Source organism: Arthrobacter yangruifuii, assembly GCF_009192775.1.
Classification (GTDB): domain Bacteria; phylum Actinomycetota; class Actinomycetes; order Actinomycetales; family Micrococcaceae; genus Arthrobacter_B; species Arthrobacter_B yangruifuii.
This window is the reverse complement of record NZ_VTFX01000004.1, coordinates 182700-207578: the sequence shown is the minus strand read 5'-3', so window position 1 is coordinate 207578 and position 24879 is coordinate 182700. Positions and strand designations below refer to the sequence as shown.

Sequence of the window (24879 nt, the reverse complement as noted above, 5' to 3'; positions counted from 1 at the left end):
TCATCGGTGCACGATGCGGCTAGGAAGCCTTATGCGCGGTAGAACACGGGGCCGGAGCCGACGTTGACGGACTGGACTACGGTCTGGTTGCCGTTCCAGCCGCTGTGGATGGCTTCGCCGTTGCCAACGTAGATGGCAATGTGGGCCAGGCCCATGCCGCCGTCGGCGTAGTAGACCATGTCACCGGGCTCCGGGGTGGAGACCTGGGTGCCGTAGGCGGCCAGCTGTGCGGGAGCAAGGTCCCCCACGCTGTGGCCTGCGGCGCGCAGGGCAACCTCAACCAGCACGGTGCAGTCCTGGGCTGCGCCCAGCTGCGACTGTGCCGAAGCCAGCATGATGGCGTTGGTGCCGCTGGCTGCGGGGGTTGCTGCAGGGGTGATCGACTGCGACTGCGTGGTGATGACGCCGGTGTTGACGGCCTCAGCCGGAGCAGCCGGCGTGTAGGCGGCAGCGGTTTCGTAAGCGGCGGCGGGTGCAGCAGCGGGTGCAGCTGCGGGTGCGGCCACGGGTGCAGCTGCGACGGCCGGTGCGGCTTCGCCGGCAACGGTGATGACATCGCCGGGGTAGATGATGGACGCCAGCGAGAGGCCGTTCAGCGCCAGGACGGAGTCCAGGCCAACACCGTAAGCGGCGGAGATCTGGCCGAGGGTGTCACCGGATACCACGGTGTGGGTGGTGGCGGGTGCAGCTTCCGGAGCGGCGACGGGTGCAACCGGAGCAACCGGAGCTACCGCAGCGGCCGGTGCAGCTGCCTGCGTCGGGGTGTAGTTGTCATTGGCGACAACTCCGGCGGAAGCGGGTGCTGCCATGCTGAGCATCAGGCCCGAACCGGCGAGGACTACGGCTGCGGCGCTGCCCATGGTCCGTCCGCGGCCTGCAACGGCCTGCGAGATGGTCGATGCGGCGGTGTTCTCGGCACGGTGACGGCCACGAGTTTTGTTGAAAGTCATTTGAAATATACCTCTCCCAATACCTGCGAGGTGAGCTGTCGGATTCGGATGGGAGACACCCGGCCGCCGGCGGAAACCGGTCGACTTAACCCCAAGGATTCAAGGAACCCGTAATTGGTTCCCCCGCCTCTGCCGTGTGGTGCGTTCTGTGGACCCCCGGAACCAGCGGCAGAGCTAGGTAACAAGCCCCGGAGGAGCCGCATCAGAAAGCGGCATGGGAATAACCGTACAAGAAAGTTACGGTTGGATAACCATTGTGTGAGCTGCTTCGCTTTTGGCCGCTAAATCGGCATTACAGGGGTCTCACTTCATGCTTTCAGCCACGCCAGTCACAAGGATTCTTCTGCTGCCGAGACGCTTGGCGTTCAGCCGCCGGGGCGCAAGTTACGGATGTTTTCCCAGAAATCACATGCGTACCAACCGGCGGAAACCGGCCCTCCGTCGGACCTGGTTTCCTCGGAGCCGTTTTCCGCCGCTGAAACGGGAGTGACAGGCGTGACCCCATCTGCAACGTCAATCCCAGTGCTCCTCAAACTGTGTCCGGGATCACGGCTATTAGGGGTGGAATCTCGCCTTACCAGCCTCACGGCATGCCTAATATTGTTAGGGAGCCTTTCAATACAGGGCCAAGTATCGACGAGCAGATCAGGAGAGTGCAGTGGCTGGCAGCGGTTCGAAACTATGGACCAGGGGATTTGTGCTGGCGATCATCACCAACCTCTTTATCTCCATGGTGTTTTATCTACTGATGACCAGCATGGCGCTGTACGCGGTGCAGGAGTTCAACGCCTCGGACGGCGCCGCCGGATTTGCCTCCGGATCCTTCGTGCTCGGCGCCCTGACGGCGCGGGTGTTCGCGGGGAAATTCCTGGACTTCGTGGGACGCCGCCGCCTGCTCGTCATCAGCCTCGCGGTGTTCGTGGCCGCCTCGCTCCTGTACATCCCGGCCTCGAGCCTGGCGCTGCTGCTGACCGTGAGGATCCTGCACGGCATGGCGTTCGGGGCCGCCAGCACGAGTATTTCCGCCTCGGTCATGAGTCTCATTCCCGTCCACCGGCGCGGTGAAGGAACCGGATATTTCGGTATTTCCACCACGCTGGCCACCGCCGTGGGTCCCTTCCTGGCCGTCTACCTCGCGAACTCGGTCAGCTACCGTGCCCTGTTCCTGTTCGCGGCCGGCTGCGCCGCCGTCGCCCTGGTCCTGGCCCTGGTGCTCCGCCTGCCCGAACGCACCCCGGGTCCCGAGGAACAAAAGAACAAGTGGCGGATGCATCTGACGGACATCATCGACCCGTCCGCGCTGGCCATCGCCTCGGTCATGTTCATTGCCGGCGCCGCCTATGCAGGCATCCTTTCCTTCCTCAACTCCTATGCGCAGGACGAGGGTCTGCTGCTCGGCGCCAGCCTCTTCTTTGTGGTCTACGCGTGCGTGGTGCTGGTTTCGCGGTTGTTTGTGGGCCGCATCCAGGACCGGCACGGAGACAACGCGGTGATCTACCCGACCCTGGTCTCCTTTGCCGCCGGGCTGGCCCTGCTGGCCTACGCACCGAATGACGCCGTGATGGCCGTGGCCGGGGTTTTCGTGGGCTTCGGCTTCGGCGCCCTGATGCCGTGTGCCCAGGCGATTGCCGTCAGCACGGCCCCGGCGTCCCGGATCGGGCTGGCCACCTCCACCTTCTTTATCCTGATGGATGCGGGTGTGGGCCTCGGCCCACTGCTGCTGGGTGCGCTCCTGCCGCTCACGGGTTTCCACGGAATGTACTGGGTGCTCGCCGCCGTCCTGCTGGCCAGCACCGTGCTCTACCACTTTGTCCACGGACAGCGGAACTACCGCCCGGGCACACCGTAGGGCATGTCCCGGGGTGTTCCTGCCGCCCGGCACGGTAGCCTCTTTCCCACAACGGCTCCGTCAAGGGAAAGCAGCACCATGGCACGCGAGGAAACCACACTGACGGTTCCCGGTCCGCAGGGTGACCGGGAAATACGGATATCGAGTCCCGGGCGGGTGCTCTGGCCGCGTCCCGGGATCACCAAACTTGATCTGGCCCGCTATATGGCGGACGTGGGCGAGGCGTTTATCCGGGCCAACGGGGACCGGCCTGTGTCCCTGGAGCGGTTTCCCGCCGGGATCGAGGGCGAGGTGTTCTTCTCGAAGAACCCGCCGCGGGGCATGCCGGAGTGGATGCGCGGCGTTACCGTCACTTATCCCAGCGCGCGGTCCCATCCGCAGGTGGTGCTGGATGAGCCGGCGGCCGCTGTCTGGGCGGTGCAGATGAATACGGTGGTTTTCCATCCCTGGCCCTCCCGGGCGGAAAACACGGACAATCCGGACCAGCTGCGCATCGACCTGGATCCGCAGCCCGGCACGGACTTCGACGACGCCGTTCCCGCCGCCCTGGAACTGCGGGCGATTCTCGCCGAGGCCGGGCTGGAGGGGTACATCAAAACCTCGGGCAACCGCGGCATCCACCTGTTCGCACCGATCCGGGCCGAGTATGAGTTCCAGGACGTGCGGCATGCGGTGATCGCCGCAGCGCGGGAGGTGGAGAGGCGGATGCCCGAGAAGGTCACCACGGCGTGGTGGAAGGAAGAGCGCGGCCGGCGGGTGTTCGTGGACTTCAACCAGGCCAACCGGGACCGCACCATGGCCGGTGCCTACAGCCCGCGCGCCCTGCCGGACGCCCCGGTGTCCTGCCCCGTCAGCTGGGATGAGCTCGAGCGGGTGCATCCGGCGGATTTCACCATTGCCACCATCCCTCAACGGCTGCGTACAGTGGGGGACCCGTGGGCAGACATGTACGCCAGGCCGGGCTCCATTGATGTGCTGCTGGGCTGGTGGGAGCGGGACCTGGCCAACGGGCTGGGCGAGCTGCCCTTCCCGCCGGACTATCCGAAGATGCCGGGGGAGCCGCCCCGGGTCCAGCCCAGCCGCGCCCGTCGGAAGGACTAGGCTGCGGGGCCGTGTTCAATAAGCCTGCCGTCCCGCATGGCCGCCACCTCATCGGTCAGGGGCACGAACTCGGTATCGTGGGTCACCATCACCGTACCCAGGTCGAATTCGCGTGTCACGGCAACCAATAGGCGGACAATCGCCTCGGACCGGTCGTGGTCCAGCGCGGCGGTGGGTTCATCCACCAGCAGCAGGGACGGACTGCCCATCAGGGCACGGGCAATGTTGACCCGCTGACGCTGTCCGCCGGAGAGCTGGTGGGGATGGCGCGCCGCGGTGGATTGGGACAGCCCCACGAGTTCCAGGAGCTCCCGCGCCCGGGACTCGGATTCCTTCCCGGCCCTGCCGCGCAGCCGGTCAGTGATGACGAGCTGCTCCACGGCCGTGAGGGACGGAAGCAGGTTCGCCTGCTGGAAGACAATGCCAAGTGCGGTACGCCGCAGTGCAGTCCGGCCGGCGTCGTCCAGTTCGCCGGCATCCCGGCCGCTCACCGTCACGGTGCCCGACGCCGGGCGTATCAGAGTGGCGGCAACGGCGAGGAGGGAGGACTTGCCGGACCCGGACGGACCCACCAGCGAGAGGATCTTTCCCCGGGGAACAGCCAGGCTGACCCGGTCCAGTGCCTTCAGCGTGCTGACGCCGTCGGGGTATTCGAGGGTTACGTCCTGCAGGTGCAGTGCGGCAGTGGCTGCGCGGGTGGGTGGAACAAATGCCGAAGCTGAGGTTTCTGCCATGTTGTGCTGGTCCTTTCTTGGGAATACAGACTGGAGGTCCCTAGTTGCCGCCGAGAGCAGTCAGCGGATCTACCTTGGCAACCCGGCGTACGGCGCCGGCCGCCCCGGCAAGCCCGAGCACCACGATGCCGAGGATCGGCAGCAGTGCGGTGGAAACCGACAGGATGAACGGAGCAACCGCAGCGGCGGCCAGGCCGATCAGTACGGCGAGCACCCCGCCGGTGACGGCACCTGCGGCAACGATGGTCCCGGCCTGGGCCAGTGCGTCACGCATCAGGTAAGCGGAGCTGCCGCCCAAGGCCTTCAGCACGGCGATGTCGCGGGTGCGCTGGATGGTCCAGACCGCCAGGAAGGCCACAATGACCAGTGCGGAGATGCCGTACAGGAACGCCTGCATCATCAGCAGCGAACCGTTTTCCGAGGTGTAGGCGCCCAGTCCGTTGAAAGAGCCGCGGATACCCGTGGAGACTGTGCCTGCGGCGTCGTCTGCCTGCTCGGCGGCGGAGCCCGAGGCAGCGATCACGGTGGCCACCGGCGCCGCGTCGGAGCCCTCATCGTTGGTATGGGCCGCAGCCTGCCACGTAGCCAGGGACGTCCAGACGAGCGGCGTATGGCTGTAGTAGGACTGGTCGACAATGTCTTCAACAGTCAGGACCCGGCCGCCCAGGCGCACTTCGTCCCCCGGATCCAGGGACAGGGAATCCGCTGTTTCCGATCCAATGAGGATCTGTCCGTCGCCGACCTGGCGGGGCGCGAGAGTGCTGCCCGGTTCGACGCCGAAGACAGCCACGTTTGCGCTGGCCCCGCCGGTAATGCGCGTTTGGGTGATGCCTACGGGTTCAGCGGTCTCGATGCCGGGCGTCTTCCGCCACTCAGCCAACTGCTCAGCTGTGACGGTTGATTCCGTATAGGAGACCTTGGCTTCACCGCCGTCGGGTGCACCGAAGGCAACGATGTTCACCCCGGCGGAGCCAAGGTCCTTGATCGCCGCAGTGTTTTGGTTGCCCAGGCCCGCGGTAAGCCCGGAGAGCAGCACCAGAAGGAGGGTAATCAGGGCGACGACGCTGCCCATCAGGGCAAACCGCCCCTTGGCGAAGCGAATGTCGCGGAGTGCCAGATACACGTTTTGCTTCCTTTCGGATCGGCCGCCGCAGCGGCAGTGGAGGGTACCTTTCAACCCTCCGCCGGTTCCGGGGCGAACCCATCGCATGGACGGATGATCCGGGCGGAGAAACCGGTTGGTCCTGCGCTCAACCGTTTGGTTGATGCCGACGCCGACTGCCGGACCTAGGCTGGAATCATGAGCGCGCCGAATCAAAGCAGTGGGGGTCCCGACGGCGGCGCCGGCACCGTGTCTGCCGCTGCAGCGACCGTCGCAGGGGACGCCGTGCTCCGCCTGCTGCGGGTAGCACTGCACGTTGCCTTCGCCGGGCTGCTTGTTCTGGCTTTGGTCCAGCTGACCCTGGACGGGCCCGGAACACCCCGCCTCGTGGCTGCCTATGCCTGCGCCTGTGTGCTCGCCGTCGTCTATCTCGCCGGAACCGTGGCAGAGAAACGCTACGCAGTAACGGGGACCGGGCCGGACCCCGGCCGTGCCGGGCCCTATTGGCTGGCGGCCGTAACGTTCCTATGGCTTCTTCTGCTGCTGATAAGCGCCGATTTTTCCTGGCTGGCCTTCCCCCTGTTCTTCCTGGACCTGCATCTGCTGCGGACCGTGCCCGCGTTGGCGGCAGTAACCGCGATGACGGCTGCGGTGGTCGCCGCCCAAGGCGTGCACTCCGGAGGGTTTACTCTCGCAGTCCTGTTGGGCCCGGTGGTGGGGGCCCTTTTTGCGGTGGTGATGGGTTTCGCCTACGCGGCGCTGCACGGAGAAAGCGTGAACCAGCGGCGTGCGCTGGCCGAGCTTCGGCGTACCCGCGGGCAGCTGGCAGCGTCCCAGCATCGTGCGGGCGTCCTGGCGGAACGGGAACGCCTGGCCCGCGAGATCCATGACACCTTGGCCCAGGGGTTTTCCAGCATTGTCCTGATGTCGCGGGCGGCCGGCGCGGCACTGGAAAGCGGACAGGCGGATCTGGCCCGGGAACGCATTGCCACCGTCCAGGCCACTGCGTCGGAAAACCTGGCCGAGGCCAGGAAGTTTGTGCGCGGCCTGACCGAACCGGCAACGGGGAGCGGGACCCTCATCGCGGGGCTGGAGCGCCTTTGCGCCGATAACTCCCGGCAGGCGGCTTCCGGCGGTCAGCCGCTGGAGTGCACCCTCCGGGTGGACGGAGAGCCAGTGGACCTCGATGCCCGGTATGAAACCACCCTGCTGAGGGCGGCGCAGGCTTCCCTCGCCAACGTGCGGGCGCATTCCTGCGCACATACCGCGGTACTGACCCTCAGCTACGCCCCCGACGCAGTGACGCTGGATGTCTTCGATGACGGTGCGGGCTTCAGCACCGCAACGCTCCCGGACGTCCCCCGCCGGGACGGCAGCGGATTCGGGCTGCTCTCCCTGCGCGAGCGGGCAGCGGATCTGGGCGGGGTGCTGAGCATCGAATCCGCGCCCGGCGAAGGCGCGGTGGTGGCGGTACGGCTTCCGCTGCCGGCTGCCGAGCAACCGGCGCAACCGGCTCCGGCGAAGACACGGACATGAGAGTGATGCGGATCCTGCTGGTTGACGATCACCCGGTGGTTCGGGCCGGTCTGCGCGCCATGCTGGAGGACTTTGAAGGCATTCGGGTTGCCGCCGAATCCGCGGACGGGGAATCAGCCGTGGCCGAAGTCCGTAAACAGGAGGTGCTGGGCACCCCAGTCGATCTTGTACTGATGGATCTGCAGATGGGCGCGGGCATGGACGGAGTGGAGGCCACGCGGAGAATCCGGGCGGCCGACGGCCCGCCGGTGTTGATTCTGACCACCTATGACACTGACGCCGATATCCTGGCGGCCATCGAAGCCGGGGCGGCCGGTTACATGCTCAAGGATGCGGATCCAGGGGAGATCCGTACCGCGGTCACTGCTGCTGCGGACGGGCGGACGGCATTGTCGCCGCTGGTTGCAGCCCGGCTGATGGGCCATCTGCGGAGTCCGGCACCGGCCCTCAGCAGCCGTGAACTCGAACTGCTTGAGCTGCTGGCAACGGGCCTCGGGAACCGGGCCATCGCCCGGAAGCTGTTTATCTCTGAAGCGACCGTGAAAACGCACTTGGTGCACATCTACGAAAAGCTCGGTGTGGACAACCGGACCGCCGCCATCGCCGAAGCCCGGCGCCAGCGGATCCTGCGCTCTTGACTGGCGCGGAACGGCGGAGCCGGGCTTCAGCGGTGCGGCGGTCAAGCGGTGCTAGGGCTTCTGCACCGTGATGGACCACTCCGCGGGGCCGCGCTTGGAGAAATCCGTGACGGGGTAGCCGCTTTCGGCAGCCCAGCGCGGAATTGCGTCCGTGGCCTGGGTGCAGTCGAAGTGGATGACGAGTTCATCGCCGCTGGTCAGTGTTGTCATAGCCTGCTTGGCCTCCACGAGGGGGAAGGGGCAGACGGATCCGTTGGTTTCCAGGGTGACCTGTGCCATGGTGTATTTCCTTTTCGAGCTTTTGGGTGGGGGAATCAGACGCCGACGGGGACGCGTGCGGAGGCAGGCGCCGGTCGGTGGTTCATGATGGTGAGCTTCGCAGCGACGCCCGTGCCGAGGATCATGAAGATCAGCGCGGTCCAGCCTTGGAAGGTGAACTGGGCCGTCTGCACCATGGCGTTGCCGATGGTGCAGCCGCCGGCCAGGGCGGCGCCGATGCCCATCAGGGCACCGCCGCCGAGGCTCTTCACAGCGGTTGCGGCGTCGGGGACCCGGACCCGGAATTCACCGCTGCCCTTGGCTGCGATGAAGGAGCCGAGCAGGATGCCGATGACCAGGTACACACCCCAGTCCACGAGCTCGGCATCGCCGGTGACAAGGTAGGTGACCAGCTTGGAGGAGGGGGTGGTGATGCCCAGGCCGTCTTCACGGCCGGTGGCCCAGCTCAGCGGCCACGCGGCAATGGCGATGAGGCCGATGACGACGGCGGTGGCGAAGGCGTTCCACGGCTTTTCGAACAGGAGGTGCGCCAACCCGGTTTTCGACGCCGGCAGGGCCGCCATCGTGAATTTGGGCTTGGCCAGGTGATGCCGGACAGCCAGTGCCACAGCCGCCACCAGCACCGCGACGAACAGCCACGGCGAGACACCCAGGATGCTGTAGAAGTTGCTCTGTTCCACGGTGACCGAACGCATTGCAGTGTTGAATCCCGCCAACGGTCCCGTTTTCATGATGGCCGCAAACAGGGCGTAGCTGATCAGCGCCAGCCAGCTGCCGACCAGGCCTTCGCCTGCCCGGTAATACGTTCCGGTGGCGCAGCCGCCGGCGAGGACAATGGCAAAGCCGAAAATGAAGCCGCCCACGATAGTGGCGAGCCAGGGAAACGCGTTGGCTTCCAGGGTGATGACCCCGGCGGCGTCCAGCGCGAAAACGCCGACGCTCTGCACTGCCACCACCACCAGGAACGCGGTGAGCCACCGGGTGTTGCGGGTGACCCAGACGTCCCGGAAGGCACCGGTGACGCAGAAGCGGCCGCGCTGCATCACGAACCCGAGCGCCAGTCCAACCAGCAGGCCTGAAATAAGCATGGAAACTGCTCCTAGGAAAAGAGGATTGCGCAGCCGACTGCCGCAGCCCTGCCACGCTAATTGAGCAGGTTTCGCCCCGCCAAGGATTGTGGCCCCGTATGTCCGCGGGTTAAGCCGTGTGACGGGCGGCTGGACGAAGGCCGGTCCGGGAGGGGCGGTTCCCGTTTTGGTGCCCGGCACCGCCCCAGCCGCCCGTGGCATGGCCGAGGAAGGGGTGCGGTGGCACAATCGGGAGGGCACGCAGCGGACAACCGGCAGCCAGGACGCGATGTCAACTATCACAGTGGTAATCCCTTCCCATAACGACGCCGTCATGCTGGCCGCCTGCCTGGACGCGGTGTCCCGGCAGACCAGGGCACCGGACGAGGTGCTGGTGGTGGACAACGCGAGTACCGACGCAACGGCGGACGTCTGCCGGGCAGCGGGAGTGCGCCGGATCTACGAACCCCGCGTGGGGGTCTCCTCCGCGACGTTCCGCGGCTTTGACGAGGCGCGGGGCGAATGGCTGGCCCGGCTGGATGCGGACTCTGTACCGCCGCCGCATTGGCTGGAACGGCTGGAAGCAGACCTGCTTGAAGCGGGGGAAGACACTGCGGTGACCGGACCGGGTCAGTTCTACGGTTCGAACCGGCTGATCCGGTGGATCGCGGAGCACCTTTACATCGGCGGGTACCGCTGGTCCATGACCCTGTTGATGGGCCACCCGCCGATCTTCGGCTCCAACTTCGGCCTCCACCGCAGCATGTGGAACCGGCTAAGGACCCGGGTGCACCGGGACAATCCGCGGGTGCATGATGACCTTGACCTTTGCTATCAGGTGCGTCCCGGGATGCAGGTCCGGTGGGATCCGGACCTGCGCGTGGCCGTCTCCGCACGGCCGTTCAGCACGTGGCGCGGCCTCGGCCGGCGGGTGGCCATGGCCTATGACACCTTCAAAGTGGAGTTCCGCGAGGAGCCGCCGCTGCGGCGCCGCAGGGAGCGGGCCGCTCTCAGGACGCGGAACCGAACAGACGCAGCAGGTCGCGGGTGAACTCGTACGGCGATTGCTCGCTGGGACTGTGTCCGCTGCTGTAGGACGCAAAGGACGCCCCGATGCTGTCGGCAAAACTGCGGTGCAGCTGAAGCGGCCACACATCATGCTCGCCCACGGCCACTAATTTGGGAACCGGAGTGGCGCGCAGGGCCGGCCTCAGGTCCGGGGCGTGGCGCATCAGTCCCACCATGTCCCGGATCGAATCCTTCCGGGTGAGCGTGAACCGGTGCATGACAAGCGCCATCCGGCCCGGGGAAGCGCGGATGAAATTGCGCTTCACGCCCCAGACGATCAGGTCCGCGCTGATCCTGTCCCCGACCAGGGGGGCCGCCCAGCCGATCCAGCTCACGCCGCGGAAACTCTGCCCGCCCTGGGGCGGGCAGCCGAGCAGGGTAATACTGCGGAACAGGTCCGGCCGTTTCAGCAGGGTCAGCTGGGCAACAATGCCGGCAAATGAATAGCCCACCACATGGGCCGGGCCGCACGCTGTCAGCACTGCCGTGAGGTCGTCCGTAAACAGATCGAAGTCGTACCGCCGGCGCGGCGGGCGGAGATGCTCAGGGCCCGCGCCCGCCGATTCGTACTGCCCGGCAAGATCGAAGGAGAAGGCGAAATACCCTGCAGCCGCAAGCTCCGGCAGAACCAGGGAGAAGTCCTCCTTCGACCCCATGGCACCGGGCACGAGGACCACCGGTGGGTTGCCCGGCTCTCCCATGCTGACGGCAGCCAGGGACCCGCTGGGCGCCGCGAACCGTGAACGGACCGCTCCCTCCGGAAGAGCGAACCAGTCAACGTCACCCAGTTCCGCGTCCCGGAGGGCAGCCGGGTCAACCGTCCCCGGCTCTTCCGCGCCGGCCTTGCCGGGAGACCCCCGGCCGGCGAACCTCCCGTGTAGCACCATGGCTAAAACATAGCCGCCCGCAGCTGCCGCCGTCGCCTGTTCCGGTGCCTGGAGGACGGGATCCGGCGATTTACCCGGTAGGCGTACCGGCGAATCCGCGCCGGGCCGTTGCCGCGGTAGAATTTCGTTGCCTGCCCCGAAATTCCCCAACTCAGGAGCCGACGTTGCCCGCAAAGCGTAACCCCAACAAGTTCGTCTATCGAGGCATCGTGTTCACGGGCCTTGCAGCCCGCAGCCTCTTTCGGATCCCGGTGATCCCGTCCGGGCTGGAGAACCTCCCTGCGGATGAAGAGATCCGCGGCCTCAACCGCACCAGGGTCCCGGGCAAAGGAGCCGTGGTGGCCATCACGCACTTCGGGTATCTGGATTTTGCGTTTGCGGAGCTGCTGATGTGGCGGAAGCTGAAGGTCCACATGCGGTTCCTCGTGACCAAGAAGGCCGCTAAGAAGAAGTTCGTCAAGGCCGTCTGTGACTGGTGCGAGCACGTGGTTGTGGACCGCGCCGACGGGGCCGCCGCCTACCGGGAGTCGGTGGAGAAACTGCGTGCCGGGCATTACCTTGCCGTCCTGCCGGAGGCGGGAGTCAGCCGCAGCTTCACGGTACGGCAGCTGAAGACCGGTGCCGTGCGCATGGCCGCCGAGGCCGGGGTGCCGATCATTCCCGTATCGATCTGGGGCGCCCACCGGATGAAAACCCGGGCCCACGGTCTGAGCCTGAAGTCCGTCTGGAAGACTCCGGTGCGGGTGCACGTCAGTGAAATGATCCGCGTTGACGCGGATGCCGACGTCGTTAAGGAAACCCGCCGGCTGCAGGATGAACTGCAGGCTGGAATTGACCATTGCATTGACACCTACCCCGTGGCCGCGGAGCCCGGTGCCTGGTGGATGCCGCGCAGCCGGGGCGGCAGCGCCATGGGCGTGGAGGAACAGCAGGTCCTCGACGCCGCGGACCGGGAGAAGTACAAAATCACCGGCTAGCACCGCCCAGAGTGCACCAGCGCGGTTGCGTTGGTTGGGCCACGGCAAAAAAGGAACGGCAGCCGATCAGCGGCTGCCGTTCCTTGTGTCGGGACCGGTTACAGAATCGGGTTGCCGCCGGTGACGGCAATCCGGGCACCGGACATGTAGCTGCCGTCATCGGAGGCGAGCAGCACGTAGGCCGGCGCCAGTTCGGCGGGCTGTCCGGGCCGGCCCAGCGGAGTATCTGTGCCGAAGGAAGCCACCTTGTCCGCAGGCATGGTGGCAGGGATCAGCGGCGTCCAGATGGGTCCGGGTGCCACGCTGTTCACGCGGATGCCCCGCTCGCCCAGCAGCTGGGACAGGCTCGCGGAGAAATTGGCAATGGCGGACTTGGTGGCCGAGTACGGTGCCAGTGTGGGCACCGGCATGTCCGAGTTCACCGAGGAAGTGCCGATGATGGAGGAGCCCGCCGCCATGTGCGGCAGCGCGGCCTTCACCAGGAAGAACATCGCATTGATGTTGACCTTGAAGGTGTACTCCCATTCCTCATCCGGGATCTCTTCAATGGTTTGACGGTCCATCTGGAAGGCCGCGTTGTGAATCAGGACATCGATCCTGCCGAACTCGTCGACGGCCGTGCTGATGACTTTCCGGCACTGTTCGGCGGTGTCCAGATCGCCCCGCACCAGGACGGCTTTGCGGCCGGCCTCTTCCACCAGGCGGGCAGTGTCCCGCGCGTCCTCGTCCTCGCTCAGATAGGAGATCAGGACGTCCGCGCCTTCGCGTGCAAAGGCGATGGCCACGGCCCGGCCGATACCGCTGTCGCCGCCGGTAATGACGGCGGCCTTGCCCTGGAGCTTGCCGCTGCCGCGGTAGCTTTCCTCACCGCAATCCGGAACCGGTGTCATCCGGGCCTGGGTTCCGGGTACTTCCTGCTGCTGTTCGGGCTGGTTCATGATGCTCCTCTACGTGGCGGTGCGGGACGTGGCGGTGCGGGACGTGGCGGTGCGGTGCGGGGCGGCCGTGCGGCGGCGGTGTCCGCCAAAGGCGGGACTAGGCGAGTGAATCCAGGGCCTCGGCCACCGGGGTCGACCCGTTGTTGAACTCGATGGTCCGGCCGGCGGTTTCGGGGCGCTCAAGGACTTCGGCTGCCACCTGGGCTACATCCTCGCGTGACACCGAGGAGCCCTCGACACCGGCGCCGGTTTCGATGAGGCCGGTGCCCGGGTCCATGGTCAGCGCGCTGGGGCCGAGGATGGTCCAGTTCAGGCTGCTGGCCCGCAGGTGCTCATCGGCGTCGGCCTTGGCCTCGGCGTAGGCGTAGAACCCGTCGTCTTCGGGAACCCCGTGGTTCTTGCCGGCACCGAAGTAGGAAACCATGACATAGCGGTTCGCTCCGGCGGCCTCTGCGGCGTCCATGGAGCGGATGGCGGCATCGCGGTCCACTGCGTAGGTGCGTTCGGGAGCGCCGCCGCCGGCTCCGGCCGTCCAGACCACGGCGTCCTGGCCGCGGAGAAGATCGGTGATCTGCTCGGTGGAGAGGTTCTCGACGTCGGCCACGACGGCCTGGGCGCCGGTTTCTTCGACGTCGGCGGTGTGGTCCGGATTGCGGAACAGGGATGTGACGGTGTGGCCCTTGCCGCTGAGCCGGCGGGCCAGATGCAGGGCTACCTTGCCGTGTCCTCCGATAATGGCGATGCGGGACATATTGCACTCCTTCGGTTGAATAACTGTCCTTCCACCATAAGCATGCTGTCCTTTTTTCGCCGCAATAGAGCCCGGCGTCCGCCGAGGGCTTAGTCCGCCGCACTGAATAGTGCCGTCGGGGATGGCCGCAGCATCGGGGCGCGGATATGATCGCGCAGGGCAGCAAAACCGCGGAAGGAACCCTGTGGCAACTACTACGGCAACACCGGATCTCACTGTGCAGACGGCGGACGGAAGGGTGCGCGGGATGGTCGCCCACGGGGTGCGGACGTGGCGGGGGATCCCCTACGCGGCCCCGCCGACCGGGGACCTGCGGCTGCGCCTGCCCCGGCCCCCGGAGCCCTGGGAAGGGACGCTGGAGGCCACGGCCTTCGGGCCCGTTCCGCCGCAGGAACCCAACCTGCCGTCCATGGGTGCCGGCCGGAAGACTCCGATGGACGAGGACTGCCTCACCATCAACGTCACGGCGCCGCTGGACAACGCGCCGCCCCGCCCCGTCCTGGTGTACTTCTACGGCGGGGCGTTCACCTTCGGTGCAGCGTCTTCCCCGGCATACGACGGCCGGAAACTGGTGGAGCAGGGGGACGTCATCTACGTCTGCATGAATTACCGGCTGGGAGCGCTCGGCTTTATGGATTTCCGCCGGTATTCGACACCCGAGCGGCCCTTCGACGTCAACGTGGGCCTGGCTGACCAGGTCGCCGCCCTGCGCTGGGTGCAGCGCAATATCGCCGGCTTCGGCGGGGACCCGGAGAATGTCACGGTCTTTGGCGAGTCTGCCGGGGGCATGTCGATCACCGCGTTGATGTGCGTTCCGTCTGCCGAGGGACTGCTCCACCGGGCCTTCGTGCAGAGCTCGGCACCGGCCACCGCCTATGGTCCCGGCCTGCCGGAAAAATGGGCCGGCAGCCTGATGGACCTGCTGGGGGTGTCGGAGGCGGAGGCCCCCGCCGCGCTTCAGACGCTTCCGGCGCAGCGTCTGGTGGAGGCGGTCGGCAAACTCGCCGGCAAGGTGACGCCGCAGTCCGAGCCCGGCGCCCGGGCCGTGGCGCCGGTGGTTGACGGGGAGTTCCTGCCGCTGCATCCCGTTGATGCCTTCCGGACGGGCCGGGCACACCGGATTCCGCTGGTCATCGGCACCATGTTCCGGGAGGGTGCACTGTTTGACCGGGTGCAGGACATCCTTCCCACCACGGCGGAACGGATCGACACCATGTTTGCCCGCACGGCGCCGGAACTGAAGGACCGGGTCCTCGCGGCCTACCCGGGCTACCCGTCCAAACGCGCTGCGGTGGACGTGGGCGGTGACGTCGTCTTCTGGCTGCCCAGCGTCCAGGTGGCGGAGGCACACTCCGCCCACGCACCAACGTGGGCGTACCGGTTCGACTACGCGCCGCGCATGGCGAACCTGCTGGGGATGGGCGCTACCCACGCCATGGACATCCCCGCGGTGTTTGGAAACTACGACGACGGCGTGGGACGGTTCCTGACGCTGGCCGGCGGCAGGCGGACCGCCGTGGCCGTCGGCAACCGCTTCCGCGCCTCCCTGCTGAGGTTCGCCCGTACCGGCCGTCCGGGGCTCTGGCCGGGCTACAGCACCGGGACACGGACCACCAAGATTTTCGACAGCACCGACCGGGTCATGCATGATCCGCACCGGACCCGCCGCGAAGCCTGGAACGGCTACCGCGGCTACCGCTGACCCCTAGACCGGCAGGTCCCGGAGCAGCCCGCCGAGCCGGAGGAGTTCCAGCGGGGCGTGCTGCGCCAGGGTGAGGCCGACTATCTCCCCGGCGTCGCCCAAAACATCGATGATCCGCAGCAGATCAGGCGCACGCATGCCGCGGGTGCCGTTGCCCGTTGAGCCGGAGAAGTCCCGCCGGTCCAGCACGTCGAGGTCAACATGGACCGCCAGCTTGGCGGCACCGGTCAGCGCCAGCCAGTCCACGATCCTGCGGGTGTCCTCCGGGGTGTCCGTGATGCCTACGCTGGCGATGCCCATCCGCTGCTTATTGGCAATGCCGGGATCCTGCCAGTCCTGCAGGCCCACATGGAGGATGTTCGACGGCGGCACCACTGCCGGCAGGGCGTCGATGAATTCCGCGTCACCCTCTCCGGCGAGGGTGGCCAGCGACATGGACCGGAAACCGGTGTAGCTGTCACCGGGCAACCCCGTGTCAGGGTGGGCGTCCACCCAGAGCACGGCCAGGTCCGTTCCGTACTGCGAGGCCAGATAGCTGAAGGGAGCCACGCTCACCGAGCATTCCCCGCCGAAGGTGACCACCGAGTCCGGAGCGGTTTCGGAGACCAGCGCCAGCGCCTCCCGGAGCTGGTGCAGGACTGTCCCGCGGGCATAAATTCCGTCCACCGTTTCCACGGCCTCATCCGAGGTATCAATGCTGACCGGCACGTAGGCGGCGGGTCCGTCGTGCTCCGGGGAGAGCAGCTCCAGCAGGGCCGGTCCAAGGTGGTAGGACAGCTGCGTCTGGTGCGGCGGCCCGGCGGGCAGCGAGCCGACGGCGGCTGCTCCGGCAGCACCCTGCCACTGCGGAAAAATCAGCCGAAGACTACCTGGTCCGGATGGATGCATGGAGGTCATGATCGTCCTTTGGTACGTCGGAGAAGCCCACCTTACCGCCGCTCCGGCGGGCCTAAACAGGTGCAGGCACAAAATAGAATGGAGGAATGACTGCAACCCTCGTCGCCCGGGACCTATCCGGCGGCCACGCACACCGCACCCTTTTCGAGCATCTTTCCCTCACCGTCTCACCGGGGGACGTCGTGGGTGTGGTGGGTGCCAACGGCGCCGGAAAATCGACGCTGCTGCGGTTGCTGGCAGGGGCATCCGAGCCGCAGGCCGGCACGGTCAGCACGTCGCCGGCGGATGCCTTTGTTGGCTGGCTTCCGCAGGAACATGTGCGGCTGGCCGGTGAAACCGTCGGAGCCTACCTGGCCCGCCGCACGGGGGCGGCCGCTGCCACCGAGGCGATGGAAGCGGCGGCCGAAGCGCTGGGGTCGGAGCTCCCGGGGGCTGATGACACCTACGCATCCGCCCTGGACCGGTGGCTTGCCTCCGGTGCCGCCGATCTTGAGGACCGCGCACCTGCGGTCCTGGCCGATTTGGGCCTGGAGCTTGCACTGGATACGCCGATGGCGGGGCTTTCGGGCGGTCAGACGGCGCGCGTGGCGCTGGCCGCCCTGCTGCTGAGCCGCTTCGACATCGTGCTGCTCGATGAACCCACCAATGACCTGGACCTGGACGGCCTGGAACGCCTGGAACAGTTTGTCCGCGGCCTGCGCGGCGGCGTCGTCCTGGTATCCCATGACCGGGAATTCCTGGCCAGGTGTGTGACAACGGTGGTGGAACTGGACCTGGCGCAGAACAGCACGGCCGTGTACGAAGGCGGTTACGAGGCCTATCTGGAGGAACGCGCCGTCGCCCGGCGCCATGCCAGGGAAGCCTATGACGAGTTCGCGGACAAGAAGGCCGATCTGGTGTCCCGCGCCCGGACCACGAGGGAATGGAGTTCGCAGGGCGTCCGCAACGCCATGAAGAAGAACCCGGACAATGACAAGATCCGGCGCAAGGCCAGCACCGAATCCTCCGAAAAGCAGGCACGGAAAGTCCGGCAGATGGAATCGCGCATCGCCCGCCTGGACGAGGTGGAGGAGCCGCGGAAGGAATGGCAGCTGCAGCTGCGCATCGGATCCGCGCCCCGCTCCAGCTCGGTGGTCTCCACCCTGAACGAAGCAGTGCTGCGCCGGGGAGGGTTCACCCTGGGCCCGGTGTCGGTGCAGGTCAACGCGGGGGAGCGGATCGGCATCACCGGACCCAACGGAGCGGGCAAATCCACCCTGCTGCGGCTGCTGCTCGGGCGCGAGGTGCCCGACGCCGGCACCGCCTCCCTGGGCACCTCCGTAGCCGTGGGGGAAATCGACCAGGGCCGCGGCCAGCTGCCTCCGCACCTCCCGCTGGGCGAGGCTTTCGAGGCCGCTGTTCCGGACCTCTCCTCGTCGGAGGCCCGGACCCTGCTGGCCAAGTTCGGACTCAAGGCGGACCAGGTCGGCAGCCGGGTTCAGGCACTGTCGCCGGGGGAGCGGACCCGCGCATCCCTGGCCCTCCTGCAGGCCCGCGGCGTGAACCTGCTGGTTCTGGACGAGCCCACCAACCATTTGGACCTGCCCGCCATCGAACAGCTCGAGGAGGCCCTGGAAAGCTATGAGGGCGCCCTCCTGCTGGTCTCACACGACCGCCGGCTGCTGGAAAACGTCCGCCTGGACAGCCGCTGGGAAGTGAAGGACGGAAGAGTCAGCGCCGGCTGAGGTTCCCGAGCCGCCGCCGCCCCGGAGCCGGTGAAACCGCATCGGAACCGGCGCGGCGTCGGCGTACCCGAAAATGTGATAAAAAGTATGCTGTGGTGCACCCTTGGGAGGTGCGGCGCGTTAGGTCTCGGGCGATTTCACGGAAGAAGTGTCCTCATGGCTCCATGGATTGGAAAGTGCAGCAAAGTCTCCGTGCACAGCGGCAGTAGCCGCCGCAATGCGGTGATCAACTCTTACGGACCCGCAGCACATGCGACTACTCCGTCGACTCGCCTCGAAAGCACCCTGTGAAGGCCCTGAGGTCGGCTGAGGTGCCGGTCCTCATCCTGGTCTGGATGCTGTGCGTGGGAACCGATTGGTCCACCGGCACGAAGATCGCCCTCAACGTAGCAGCGGTCACTGCGCTCTGCCTCAAGGAAGTGCTCCAGCACCGCCGCCTGATGACCCGTCCGGCGCAGGAACGGCGCGCCGTCGCGGGCCGCCGGCTGGTCACCGCCGCGTAGCCCGTCACCTGGCATCCCGCCGCGGATCTCCGGCCGTGGCGGCTGCCAACCGGCCCTGCATCTGGCGGCGCCCCTGAGGCGGGCCTATCGTGGATAGTCGCAAGGGAGCATCCCCGGCTGAAAAGAGTCGACCGTGACTATTGACGTTGCGTCGCTGGTGGTTGAAACCAGCAACGGACTGGTGCAGGGCATTGTGGACGACGGCGTGCGGACGTGGCGCGGCATTCCTTACGCGGCAGCGCCGGTCGGTGAACTGCGGCTCCGGGCGCCGCAGTCGCCGCGGAGCTGGAGCGGCATCCGCAGGGCCGGGAAATTCGGCCCGGTGCCCCCGCAGTCCAAGGCGCCGAGCCTCACGGGAACCCTGCGCAAGGTGCCCATGGCTGAGGACTGCCTGTCCCTGAATGTCTCGGCACCGCTGGAACCGGAGGACGGGCTGCTCCCGGTCCTCGTCTACCTGTACGGGGGAGCCTTCAGCTCCGGATCCTCTGCGGAGCCCACCTACCGGGGAACCAAGCTGGTCCGGGACGGCCAGGTCCTCTACGTTTCGCTCAATTACCGCATAGGCGCGCTGGGCTTCATGGACTTCCGTGCGTATTCGACGCCGGAACGGCAGTTCGACGCCAACATGGGCCTGCGGGACCAGCTCGCTGCCCTGGAATGGGTGCAGCAGAACATCGAGGCCTTCGGAGGGAATCCCGCCAATGTCACCGTGTTCGGTGAATCCGCCGGAGGCCTCGCCCTCACGACGCTGATGTGCGTTCCCGCCGCCCGGGGCCTGTTCCATCAGGCCTACGCGCAGAGTCCTGCATCGTCCGCGGCCTATTCCCCGGCCATCCATGCCTCCTGGGCCGCTGACCTGCTGGAGATCCTGGGCGTTCCCGCCTCGGCAGCCGTGGAGGCCCTGACCACCATGCCGGCGGCCAAGCTGGTGAATGCCACCCGGAAACTGACAACGAAGATCGGCCCGGTCAAGCAACCAGGATCGCTCAGCGTCTCTCCGGTCATTGACGGGGATTTCCTGCCCCGGCATCCGATTGACGCCTTCCTGGCCGGTGAATCCCTTCCCGTTCCCCTCGTGCTGGGAACCATGGCACAGGAAGGCGCGCTTTTTGCCAAGGTCTCCAACATCCTGCCTTCCACTCCCGAACGGATCGAAAAGATGTTTGCGGGCACTGATCCGCTGGCCCGGGACCGGGTCGTTGCTGCCTATCCCGGATACCCTTCCCGCAGGCGGTCCGTGGAGATCAGCGGCGACCTGGTGTTCTGGTATCCGAGCCAGATGGTGGCCGAGGGGCACTCCCGCATTGCCCCCACGTGGTCATACCGCTATGACTATGCAACGCCGGCAATGAACCTTCTCGGGTTCGGCGCCACCCATTCCTTCGATGTGCCGGTGATGTTCGGAGACATCAACACCGGGACGGCGAGGGCCTTGACCCTGCTGGGCGGAACCGGGAACCTGAAGGCCCTGTCCGAACGGTTCCAGGGCTCGCTGCTGAGCCTTGCCAAGCACTCCCACCCGGGCGCCGGGTGGCCCGCCTATGACGAGTTCCACCGGCACACCCGGGTATTCGACAAGCTCGACCGGATCGAGTCGGATCCCTTCCCGGAGCGGCGCCTTGCCTGGTCCGGGTACCGGGGCTACGTCTGAAGCTTCCGGGCACCCGTGCCCCCAGCCGCACCGCGTGAGAGCCTTAAGCCGGCTCGGCATTTTCCCGCACCCCAGGCAAGGAGAGTTGGTTCCCATGAGCGAACATTACGACGTCGCGGTCCTCGGGGCCGGACCGGGCGGCTATGTGGCAGCAATCCGTGCCGCGCAGCTGGGTTTGAGGACAGCCATCATCGAGGAGAAATACTGGGGCGGTGTCTGCCTCAACGTGGGGTGCATCCCGTCCAAGGCGTTGCTCCGCAATGCCGAACTGGCGCAGATCTTCACCAACCAGGCGAAAACCTTCGGCATGACCGGCGAGGTCGGCTTCGACTACGGGGCTGCCTTTGACCGCAGCCGCCAGGTGGCCGACGGCCGGGTCAAAGGCGTCCATTTCCTCATGAAGAAGAACAAGATCACGGAGTATGACGGCCACGGCGTTTTTTCCGATGGCCACACCATCGAAGTGGACCTGGCCAAAGGCGGCACCGAGACCATCACCTTCGACAACGCGATCATCGCCACCGGCACCTATGTGCGGCTGCTTCCCGGCGTCGAACTGAGTGAGAACGTGGTCACCTACGAAAAGCAGATCATGGAACGTGACCTGCCGAAGAAAATAGTGATCGTCGGTGCGGGTGCCATCGGGATGGAATTCGGCTATGTGCACCGAAGCTACGGCGTGGACGTCACCATCATCGAATTCATGGACCGGGCGCTGCCCAATGAGGATGCGGATGTCTCCAAGGAAATCGCCAAGCAGTACAAGAAACTCGGCATCCCCATCCTGACCTCCACCAAGGTGGAAACGGTAAAGGACAACGGCTCGTCCGTCACCGTCACCTATACGGACAAGGACGGCAGGGAGGGGAGCATCGAAGCGGACCGGGTCATGATGTCCATCGGATTCGCCCCGCGGACGGAGGGCTACGGCCTGGAAAAGACCGGGGTGCAGCTGACGGAGCGCGGGGCCATCGGGATCGACGAGTACATGCGCACCAATGTCCCGCACATTTATGCCATCGGGGACATCACCGCCAAGCTGCAGCTCGCCCACGTGGCGGAGGCGATGGGGGTAGTGGCTGCCGAAACCATCGGCAAGGCGGAAACCCTTCCGCTGGGCGACTACCGCATGATGCCGCGTGCCACGTTCTGCCAGCCGCAGGTGGCCAGCTTTGGACTCACCGAACAGCAGGCACGCGACGAAGGGCACGACGTCGTGGTGAGCACCTTCCCGTTCACCGCCAACGGCAAGGCACACGGGCTGGGGGAACCGGTGGGCTTCGTGAAGCTCGTGGCGGACAAGGAGCACCTGGAGCTGCTGGGCGGTCATCTGATCGGACCGGATGTTTCCGAGCTGCTGCCTGAACTGACGCTGGCGCAGAAATGGGACCTGACTGCCCATGAGCTGGCCCGCAATGTGCATACCCACCCCACCCTGAGCGAGGCCCTGCAGGAAGCCTTCCACGGATTGACCGGCCACATGATCAACTTCTAGTTTTCCGCCTCGCTTGAGCGAAGGGCACAGTTATGAATGCCGGCAGAATCGCTCTGATCGTCATTGGTTCCCTGCTGCTTCTGGCCGGGCTCACCGCAGGGGCCGCTGCCGCTGCCGTGGGCATCCTGGCGACAGGCCAGTCCGAAAACGGCTACCTGTCCGTTCCCGAAGAGACCTACAGCGTGGGCACCTATGCCCTGATCAGTGACGACGTCGACATCAACGGAATCAGCGCCGGGGACAACGTCGGCAGGGTGCAGATCCGGGGCACCGCTCCGGACGGCGAGCTGTTCATCGGGATTGCCGCCCGGGCCGACGTCGACCGGTACCTGGCCGGCGTGCCGCACTCACAGCTCGGCGATGTGCGCTTTGACCCGTTCTCCGCGGAGTATGAGGAGACCGCGGGTGCCGGCATCCCCGCCCCGCCGGGGCTCCAGGATTTCTGGGCCGCCTCCTCCGAAGGGCCGGGCACCCGGGAGATTGACTGGCCGCTGCAGGAAGGGAACTGGACCGTCGTCGTGATGAACGCCGACGCCGCGCCCCGGGTTACGGCCGATCTGCAGGCGGGCGTGCGCGTGGAGGTGCTGGGCCCGCTGGCAGGATGGCTCATCCTCGGCGCCGTCGTCCTGGTGCTCGGCGGCATAGCGCTGATCCTCGCCGGCATCCTCACCGGCCGCAAAGGCGGCGGACCCCATCCGGCGGCGGGCGGGTATCCGGGCCCGGAAGGAGGCCACGGACCCTACGGTCATGCCGCGGCTCCGGCGGCAGCAGCCGCGCCGGCGTACACGCCGGCCAGGGCGGAACAGCTGACCGCAGGAAGATCCGGTGCGCCTTACCCGGCCCGGCTTTACGGGGAACTGGATCCGGGACTGTCCCGCTGGCTGTGGCTGGTGAAGTGGTTCCTGGCCATCCCGCATTACCTCCTGCTCGCCTTCCTCTGGATTGCCTTCGCAGTGGCGACCCTTGTTGCCGGTTTCGCGATCCTCTTCACCACCCGCTATCCACGGGCCCTCTTCGATTTCAATGTAGGGGTAATCCGGTGGAGCTGGCGGGTGGCCTTTTATGCCAACGGAGTCCTGGGCACGGACCGGTATCCGCCCTTCAGCCTTGAGCGGACCGACTATCCGGCGGACTTCGACGTGACGTATCCGGAGCATCTGTCCCGCGGGCTGGTGCTGGTGAAGTGGTGGCTGCTGGTTCTCCCGCAGGCGCTGATCGTCGGCGCGTTCAGCGGTTCGGGGTACGTCATGGTCCGGCAGGCCGGCAACTGGGACTGGGACGGGGCGATGAACTGGGCAACGGACCCGGCCGCCGAAAGCCTGCGCTCGGCGGGCAGCTGGACCGTCGGCGTTTCCCTGCTCGCCCTGCTGGTGCTGGTGGCCGCCGTGGCCCTGCTTTTCACCGGCCGCTACCCGCGTCCGCTGTTCGACCTGGTGATGGGACTGCAGCGGTGGTCCTACCGGGTGCTGGCCTACACGGCGCTGCTGCGCGACGAGTATCCCCCGTTCCGGCTGGACCAGGGCCCGGTGGATGCCCGCGACCTGCCGGTGCGAACCATCGCCGGCACGGATCCCTAACGGGGCCGGTTAGGGCATACTGGCCGGATGACGAGGCTGGAAGGACCGCTTGCCGACCCTCGGCCGGGGTTGTGGATTGCCCCGCGGCTTGCTCGGGCGGGGACCGTCTCCGGTGCGGTCCCGCAGGGATATGCGGCCTATGCGAGGATCTTCCATCCGATCCGGGCGCAGCTGCTGAACTGGCAGGAGGACGGACCCGTCACGGTCGAATCCCGCTCCCTGCGCTGGGAGGAACTCGCACAGATGCGGGGGACCGTGGCGCACCCGCTGATGCAGTGGCCCGCCATCCTGGCCGGCTACCGCAATCCGGTGTGGAACGAGCCGGGATGGCATTACGAGGATCCCCTGGTCGGTGCGCTGCCCGCCCGGACACTGGCCGACGTCGTTACCCTCCTCACCCTGCATACGTCGACCCCGGACCGCTGCCTTGCCGGGTTGTGGGACGGATGGGGCTGGGTGGCCGCGCCGGCGGACCCGGCTCCGCGTCTGGAACTTCCGGCACGGAACTACCTGCTGTTTGCCGGGGAGCTGGCGGTATTCAGCGAGCTCGGGTGGCAGGAACGCAACGGCTGGGATCCGATCCAAAGCCCCAACCTGCTATGGCCGGCGGACGCGGCATGGTTCCTGGCGTCAGAGGTGGATAGCGACTCCACGCTTGTGGGCGGATCGGCGGAGCTGATCCGGAACCTGCTGCAGGGCGGTACGTTTGAAGCCGTGGAGGTGCCGCTCGACGGCGACGTGACCCGGATCGGAGACGTCCTTAATGAGGCCCCGGACTGAATTAATCTGAATCTGCGACGCCCCGCGGCCGGCTCCTGCCGGCGGCGGGCGGCCCGCAGGGGACCTTCCCGCGTGCGGCGTCACAGGGGGTCGGGCACCTAACAGGGGTCTGTGATCAAAGCATCCACGGATCGGCCCGGTCCGCCGCAAACCTGTGGATAAGCTGAAGTTATGCCCCTTGAAAACATCAATTTCCATACCCGTAAATGGGTCCGCCCCGAGGACCTGAACGCCAACGGCACCCTGTTCGGCGGCAGCCTGCTGCGCTGGATCGACGAAGAGGCCACCGTGTACGCCATCCTCCAGATGGGCAACGGCAGGGTAGTCACCAAGTTTATGTCGGAGATCAACTTCGTCAGTTCGGCGGTGCAGGGAGACCTGATCGAAATGGGGCTCACGGCAACCAAGTTCGGACGGACGTCCCTGACCATGCAGGCCGAGGTGCGGAACATGATCACCCGCCGCAGCATCCTGACCATCGACAAGATTGTGTTCGTCAACCTGGATGAGCACGGCAAACCCGTCCCGCACGGCTACACCACCATCAGCTACGACCGTGACCGACTGCCGTCCCACCACATCCCGCCGGTGCCGTTCGGCACGGAACCTGCCCTCTCTGAGTAGCCCCAGCGGCACCTGTCCTGAGCCTGTGCCCTTCCCGGCCCGGGACCGG

At 66.6% G+C, this 24879-nt stretch carries 23 protein-coding genes and 1 riboswitch; of the genes, 14 read left to right on the top strand and 9 right to left on the bottom strand.

What is annotated here, in order from left to right; translation table 11 throughout:
• Positions 1 to 29: 29 nt before the first annotated feature.
• Positions 30 to 950, bottom strand: a complete 921-nt coding sequence (locus GD627_RS08905; protein ID WP_152272210.1) for a LysM peptidoglycan-binding domain-containing protein — start codon at positions 948 to 950, stop codon at positions 30 to 32.
• A gap of 6 nt (positions 951 to 956) precedes the next feature.
• Positions 957 to 1102, bottom strand: a riboswitch (cyclic di-AMP (ydaO/yuaA leader).
• Between the two features lie 506 nt (positions 1103 to 1608).
• Between GD627_RS08905 and GD627_RS08900 the strand changes: the two genes are divergently transcribed.
• The gene (locus GD627_RS08900; protein ID WP_152272209.1) at positions 1609 to 2799 is read left to right on the top strand and encodes an MFS transporter; all 1191 of its coding nucleotides are present in this window, start codon (positions 1609 to 1611) and stop codon (positions 2797 to 2799) included.
• A gap of 78 nt (positions 2800 to 2877) precedes the next feature.
• The gene (gene ligD, locus GD627_RS08895; RefSeq protein ID WP_152272208.1) at positions 2878 to 3900 is read left to right on the top strand and encodes a non-homologous end-joining DNA ligase; all 1023 of its coding nucleotides are present in this window, start codon (positions 2878 to 2880) and stop codon (positions 3898 to 3900) included.
• Here ligD and GD627_RS08890 read toward each other — a convergent pair.
• Positions 3897 to 4634, bottom strand: coding sequence for an ABC transporter ATP-binding protein (locus GD627_RS08890; protein ID WP_152272207.1), 738 nt, complete (start codon positions 4632 to 4634; stop codon positions 3897 to 3899). The genes ligD and GD627_RS08890 overlap by 4 nt on opposite strands.
• 40 nt (positions 4635 to 4674) lie before the next feature.
• Positions 4675 to 5757 (bottom strand): ABC transporter permease, encoded by a 1083-nt coding sequence (locus tag GD627_RS08885; RefSeq protein ID WP_152272206.1) that lies wholly within the window; start codon positions 5755 to 5757, stop codon positions 4675 to 4677.
• A gap of 177 nt (positions 5758 to 5934) precedes the next feature.
• Here GD627_RS08885 and GD627_RS08880 point away from each other — a divergent pair, with 177 nt between their 5' ends.
• Both GD627_RS08880 and GD627_RS08875 read left to right on the top strand, forming a co-directional pair.
• Entirely contained in the window at positions 5935 to 7272 is a 1338-nt protein-coding gene (locus GD627_RS08880; RefSeq protein ID WP_152272205.1) for a sensor histidine kinase, read from the top strand.
• Positions 7269 to 7910: a response regulator transcription factor gene (locus GD627_RS08875; protein ID WP_152272204.1), complete on the top strand. Its 642-nt coding sequence runs from the start codon at positions 7269 to 7271 to the stop codon at positions 7908 to 7910. Before GD627_RS08880 ends, GD627_RS08875 begins: the two co-directional genes overlap by 4 nt.
• 51 nt (positions 7911 to 7961) lie before the next feature.
• Here the strand turns inward: GD627_RS08875 and GD627_RS08870 are convergent, their stop codons facing one another.
• Positions 7962 to 8189: a sulfurtransferase TusA family protein gene (locus tag GD627_RS08870; RefSeq protein WP_152272203.1), complete on the bottom strand. Its 228-nt coding sequence runs from the start codon at positions 8187 to 8189 to the stop codon at positions 7962 to 7964.
• A 35-nt stretch (positions 8190 to 8224) separates the two neighbouring features.
• On the bottom strand, positions 8225 to 9277 hold the full coding sequence (locus GD627_RS08865; RefSeq protein ID WP_152272202.1) for a YeeE/YedE family protein: 1053 nt from the start codon (positions 9275 to 9277) through the stop codon (positions 8225 to 8227).
• Between the two features lie 268 nt (positions 9278 to 9545).
• Here GD627_RS08865 and GD627_RS08860 point away from each other — a divergent pair, with 268 nt between their 5' ends.
• The gene (locus GD627_RS08860; RefSeq protein ID WP_152272201.1) at positions 9546 to 10307 is read left to right on the top strand and encodes a glycosyltransferase family 2 protein; all 762 of its coding nucleotides are present in this window, start codon (positions 9546 to 9548) and stop codon (positions 10305 to 10307) included.
• Here the strand turns inward: GD627_RS08860 and GD627_RS08855 are convergent.
• Positions 10267 to 11211: an alpha/beta fold hydrolase gene (locus GD627_RS08855; RefSeq protein ID WP_152272200.1), complete on the bottom strand. Its 945-nt coding sequence runs from the start codon at positions 11209 to 11211 to the stop codon at positions 10267 to 10269. The genes GD627_RS08860 and GD627_RS08855 overlap by 41 nt on opposite strands.
• A 164-nt stretch (positions 11212 to 11375) precedes the next feature.
• Between GD627_RS08855 and GD627_RS08850 the strand changes: the two genes are divergently transcribed.
• On the top strand, positions 11376 to 12188 hold the full coding sequence (locus tag GD627_RS08850) for a lysophospholipid acyltransferase family protein (RefSeq protein ID WP_152272199.1): 813 nt from the start codon (positions 11376 to 11378) through the stop codon (positions 12186 to 12188).
• A 98-nt stretch (positions 12189 to 12286) separates the two neighbouring features.
• Here GD627_RS08850 and GD627_RS08845 read toward each other — a convergent pair whose 3' ends face one another.
• Both GD627_RS08845 and GD627_RS08840 read right to left on the bottom strand, forming a co-directional pair.
• On the bottom strand, positions 12287 to 13126 hold the full coding sequence (locus tag GD627_RS08845) for an SDR family oxidoreductase (RefSeq protein ID WP_152272198.1): 840 nt from the start codon (positions 13124 to 13126) through the stop codon (positions 12287 to 12289).
• Positions 13127 to 13223: 97 nt separating this feature from the next.
• On the bottom strand, positions 13224 to 13877 hold the full coding sequence (locus GD627_RS08840; protein ID WP_152272197.1) for an SDR family oxidoreductase: 654 nt from the start codon (positions 13875 to 13877) through the stop codon (positions 13224 to 13226).
• 184 nt (positions 13878 to 14061) lie between these two features.
• Between GD627_RS08840 and GD627_RS08835 the strand changes: the two genes are divergently transcribed.
• Entirely contained in the window at positions 14062 to 15579 is a 1518-nt protein-coding gene (locus tag GD627_RS08835) for a carboxylesterase/lipase family protein (protein ID WP_246165405.1), read from the top strand.
• Positions 15580 to 15582: 3 nt separating this feature from the next.
• Here GD627_RS08835 and GD627_RS08830 read toward each other — a convergent pair whose 3' ends face one another.
• On the bottom strand, positions 15583 to 16476 hold the full coding sequence (locus GD627_RS08830) for an arginase family protein (protein ID WP_146362099.1): 894 nt from the start codon (positions 16474 to 16476) through the stop codon (positions 15583 to 15585).
• Positions 16477 to 16562: 86 nt separating this feature from the next.
• Between GD627_RS08830 and abc-f the strand changes: the two genes are divergently transcribed.
• The 7 genes from abc-f (at position 16563) to GD627_RS08795 (ending at position 24830) form a co-directional block, all read left to right on the top strand.
• Positions 16563 to 18200 carry a ribosomal protection-like ABC-F family protein gene (gene abc-f / locus GD627_RS08825; RefSeq protein ID WP_152272195.1) on the top strand — a complete coding sequence of 546 codons (1638 nt, stop codon included), beginning with the start codon at positions 16563 to 16565 and terminating at the stop codon, positions 18198 to 18200.
• 287 nt (positions 18201 to 18487) lie between these two features.
• On the top strand, positions 18488 to 18703 hold the full coding sequence (locus GD627_RS08820) for a hypothetical protein (protein ID WP_152272194.1): 216 nt from the start codon (positions 18488 to 18490) through the stop codon (positions 18701 to 18703).
• 133 nt (positions 18704 to 18836) lie between these two features.
• Positions 18837 to 20354 carry a carboxylesterase/lipase family protein gene (locus GD627_RS08815; RefSeq protein ID WP_246165404.1) on the top strand — a complete coding sequence of 506 codons (1518 nt, stop codon included), beginning with the start codon at positions 18837 to 18839 and terminating at the stop codon, positions 20352 to 20354.
• 94 nt (positions 20355 to 20448) lie between these two features.
• Positions 20449 to 21849, top strand: a complete 1401-nt coding sequence (lpdA, locus tag GD627_RS08810; RefSeq protein WP_152272193.1) for a dihydrolipoyl dehydrogenase — start codon at positions 20449 to 20451, stop codon at positions 21847 to 21849.
• Positions 21850 to 21881: 32 nt separating this feature from the next.
• A complete protein-coding gene (locus GD627_RS08805; RefSeq protein WP_152272192.1) occupies positions 21882 to 23426 on the top strand; it encodes a DUF4389 domain-containing protein in 1545 nt (514 codons plus the stop codon).
• A gap of 27 nt (positions 23427 to 23453) precedes the next feature.
• A complete protein-coding gene (locus GD627_RS08800) occupies positions 23454 to 24206 on the top strand; it encodes a hypothetical protein (protein WP_152272191.1) in 753 nt (250 codons plus the stop codon).
• Between the two features lie 171 nt (positions 24207 to 24377).
• Entirely contained in the window at positions 24378 to 24830 is a 453-nt protein-coding gene (locus GD627_RS08795) for an acyl-CoA thioesterase (protein ID WP_152272190.1), read from the top strand.
• Positions 24831 to 24879 lie beyond the last annotated feature (49 nt).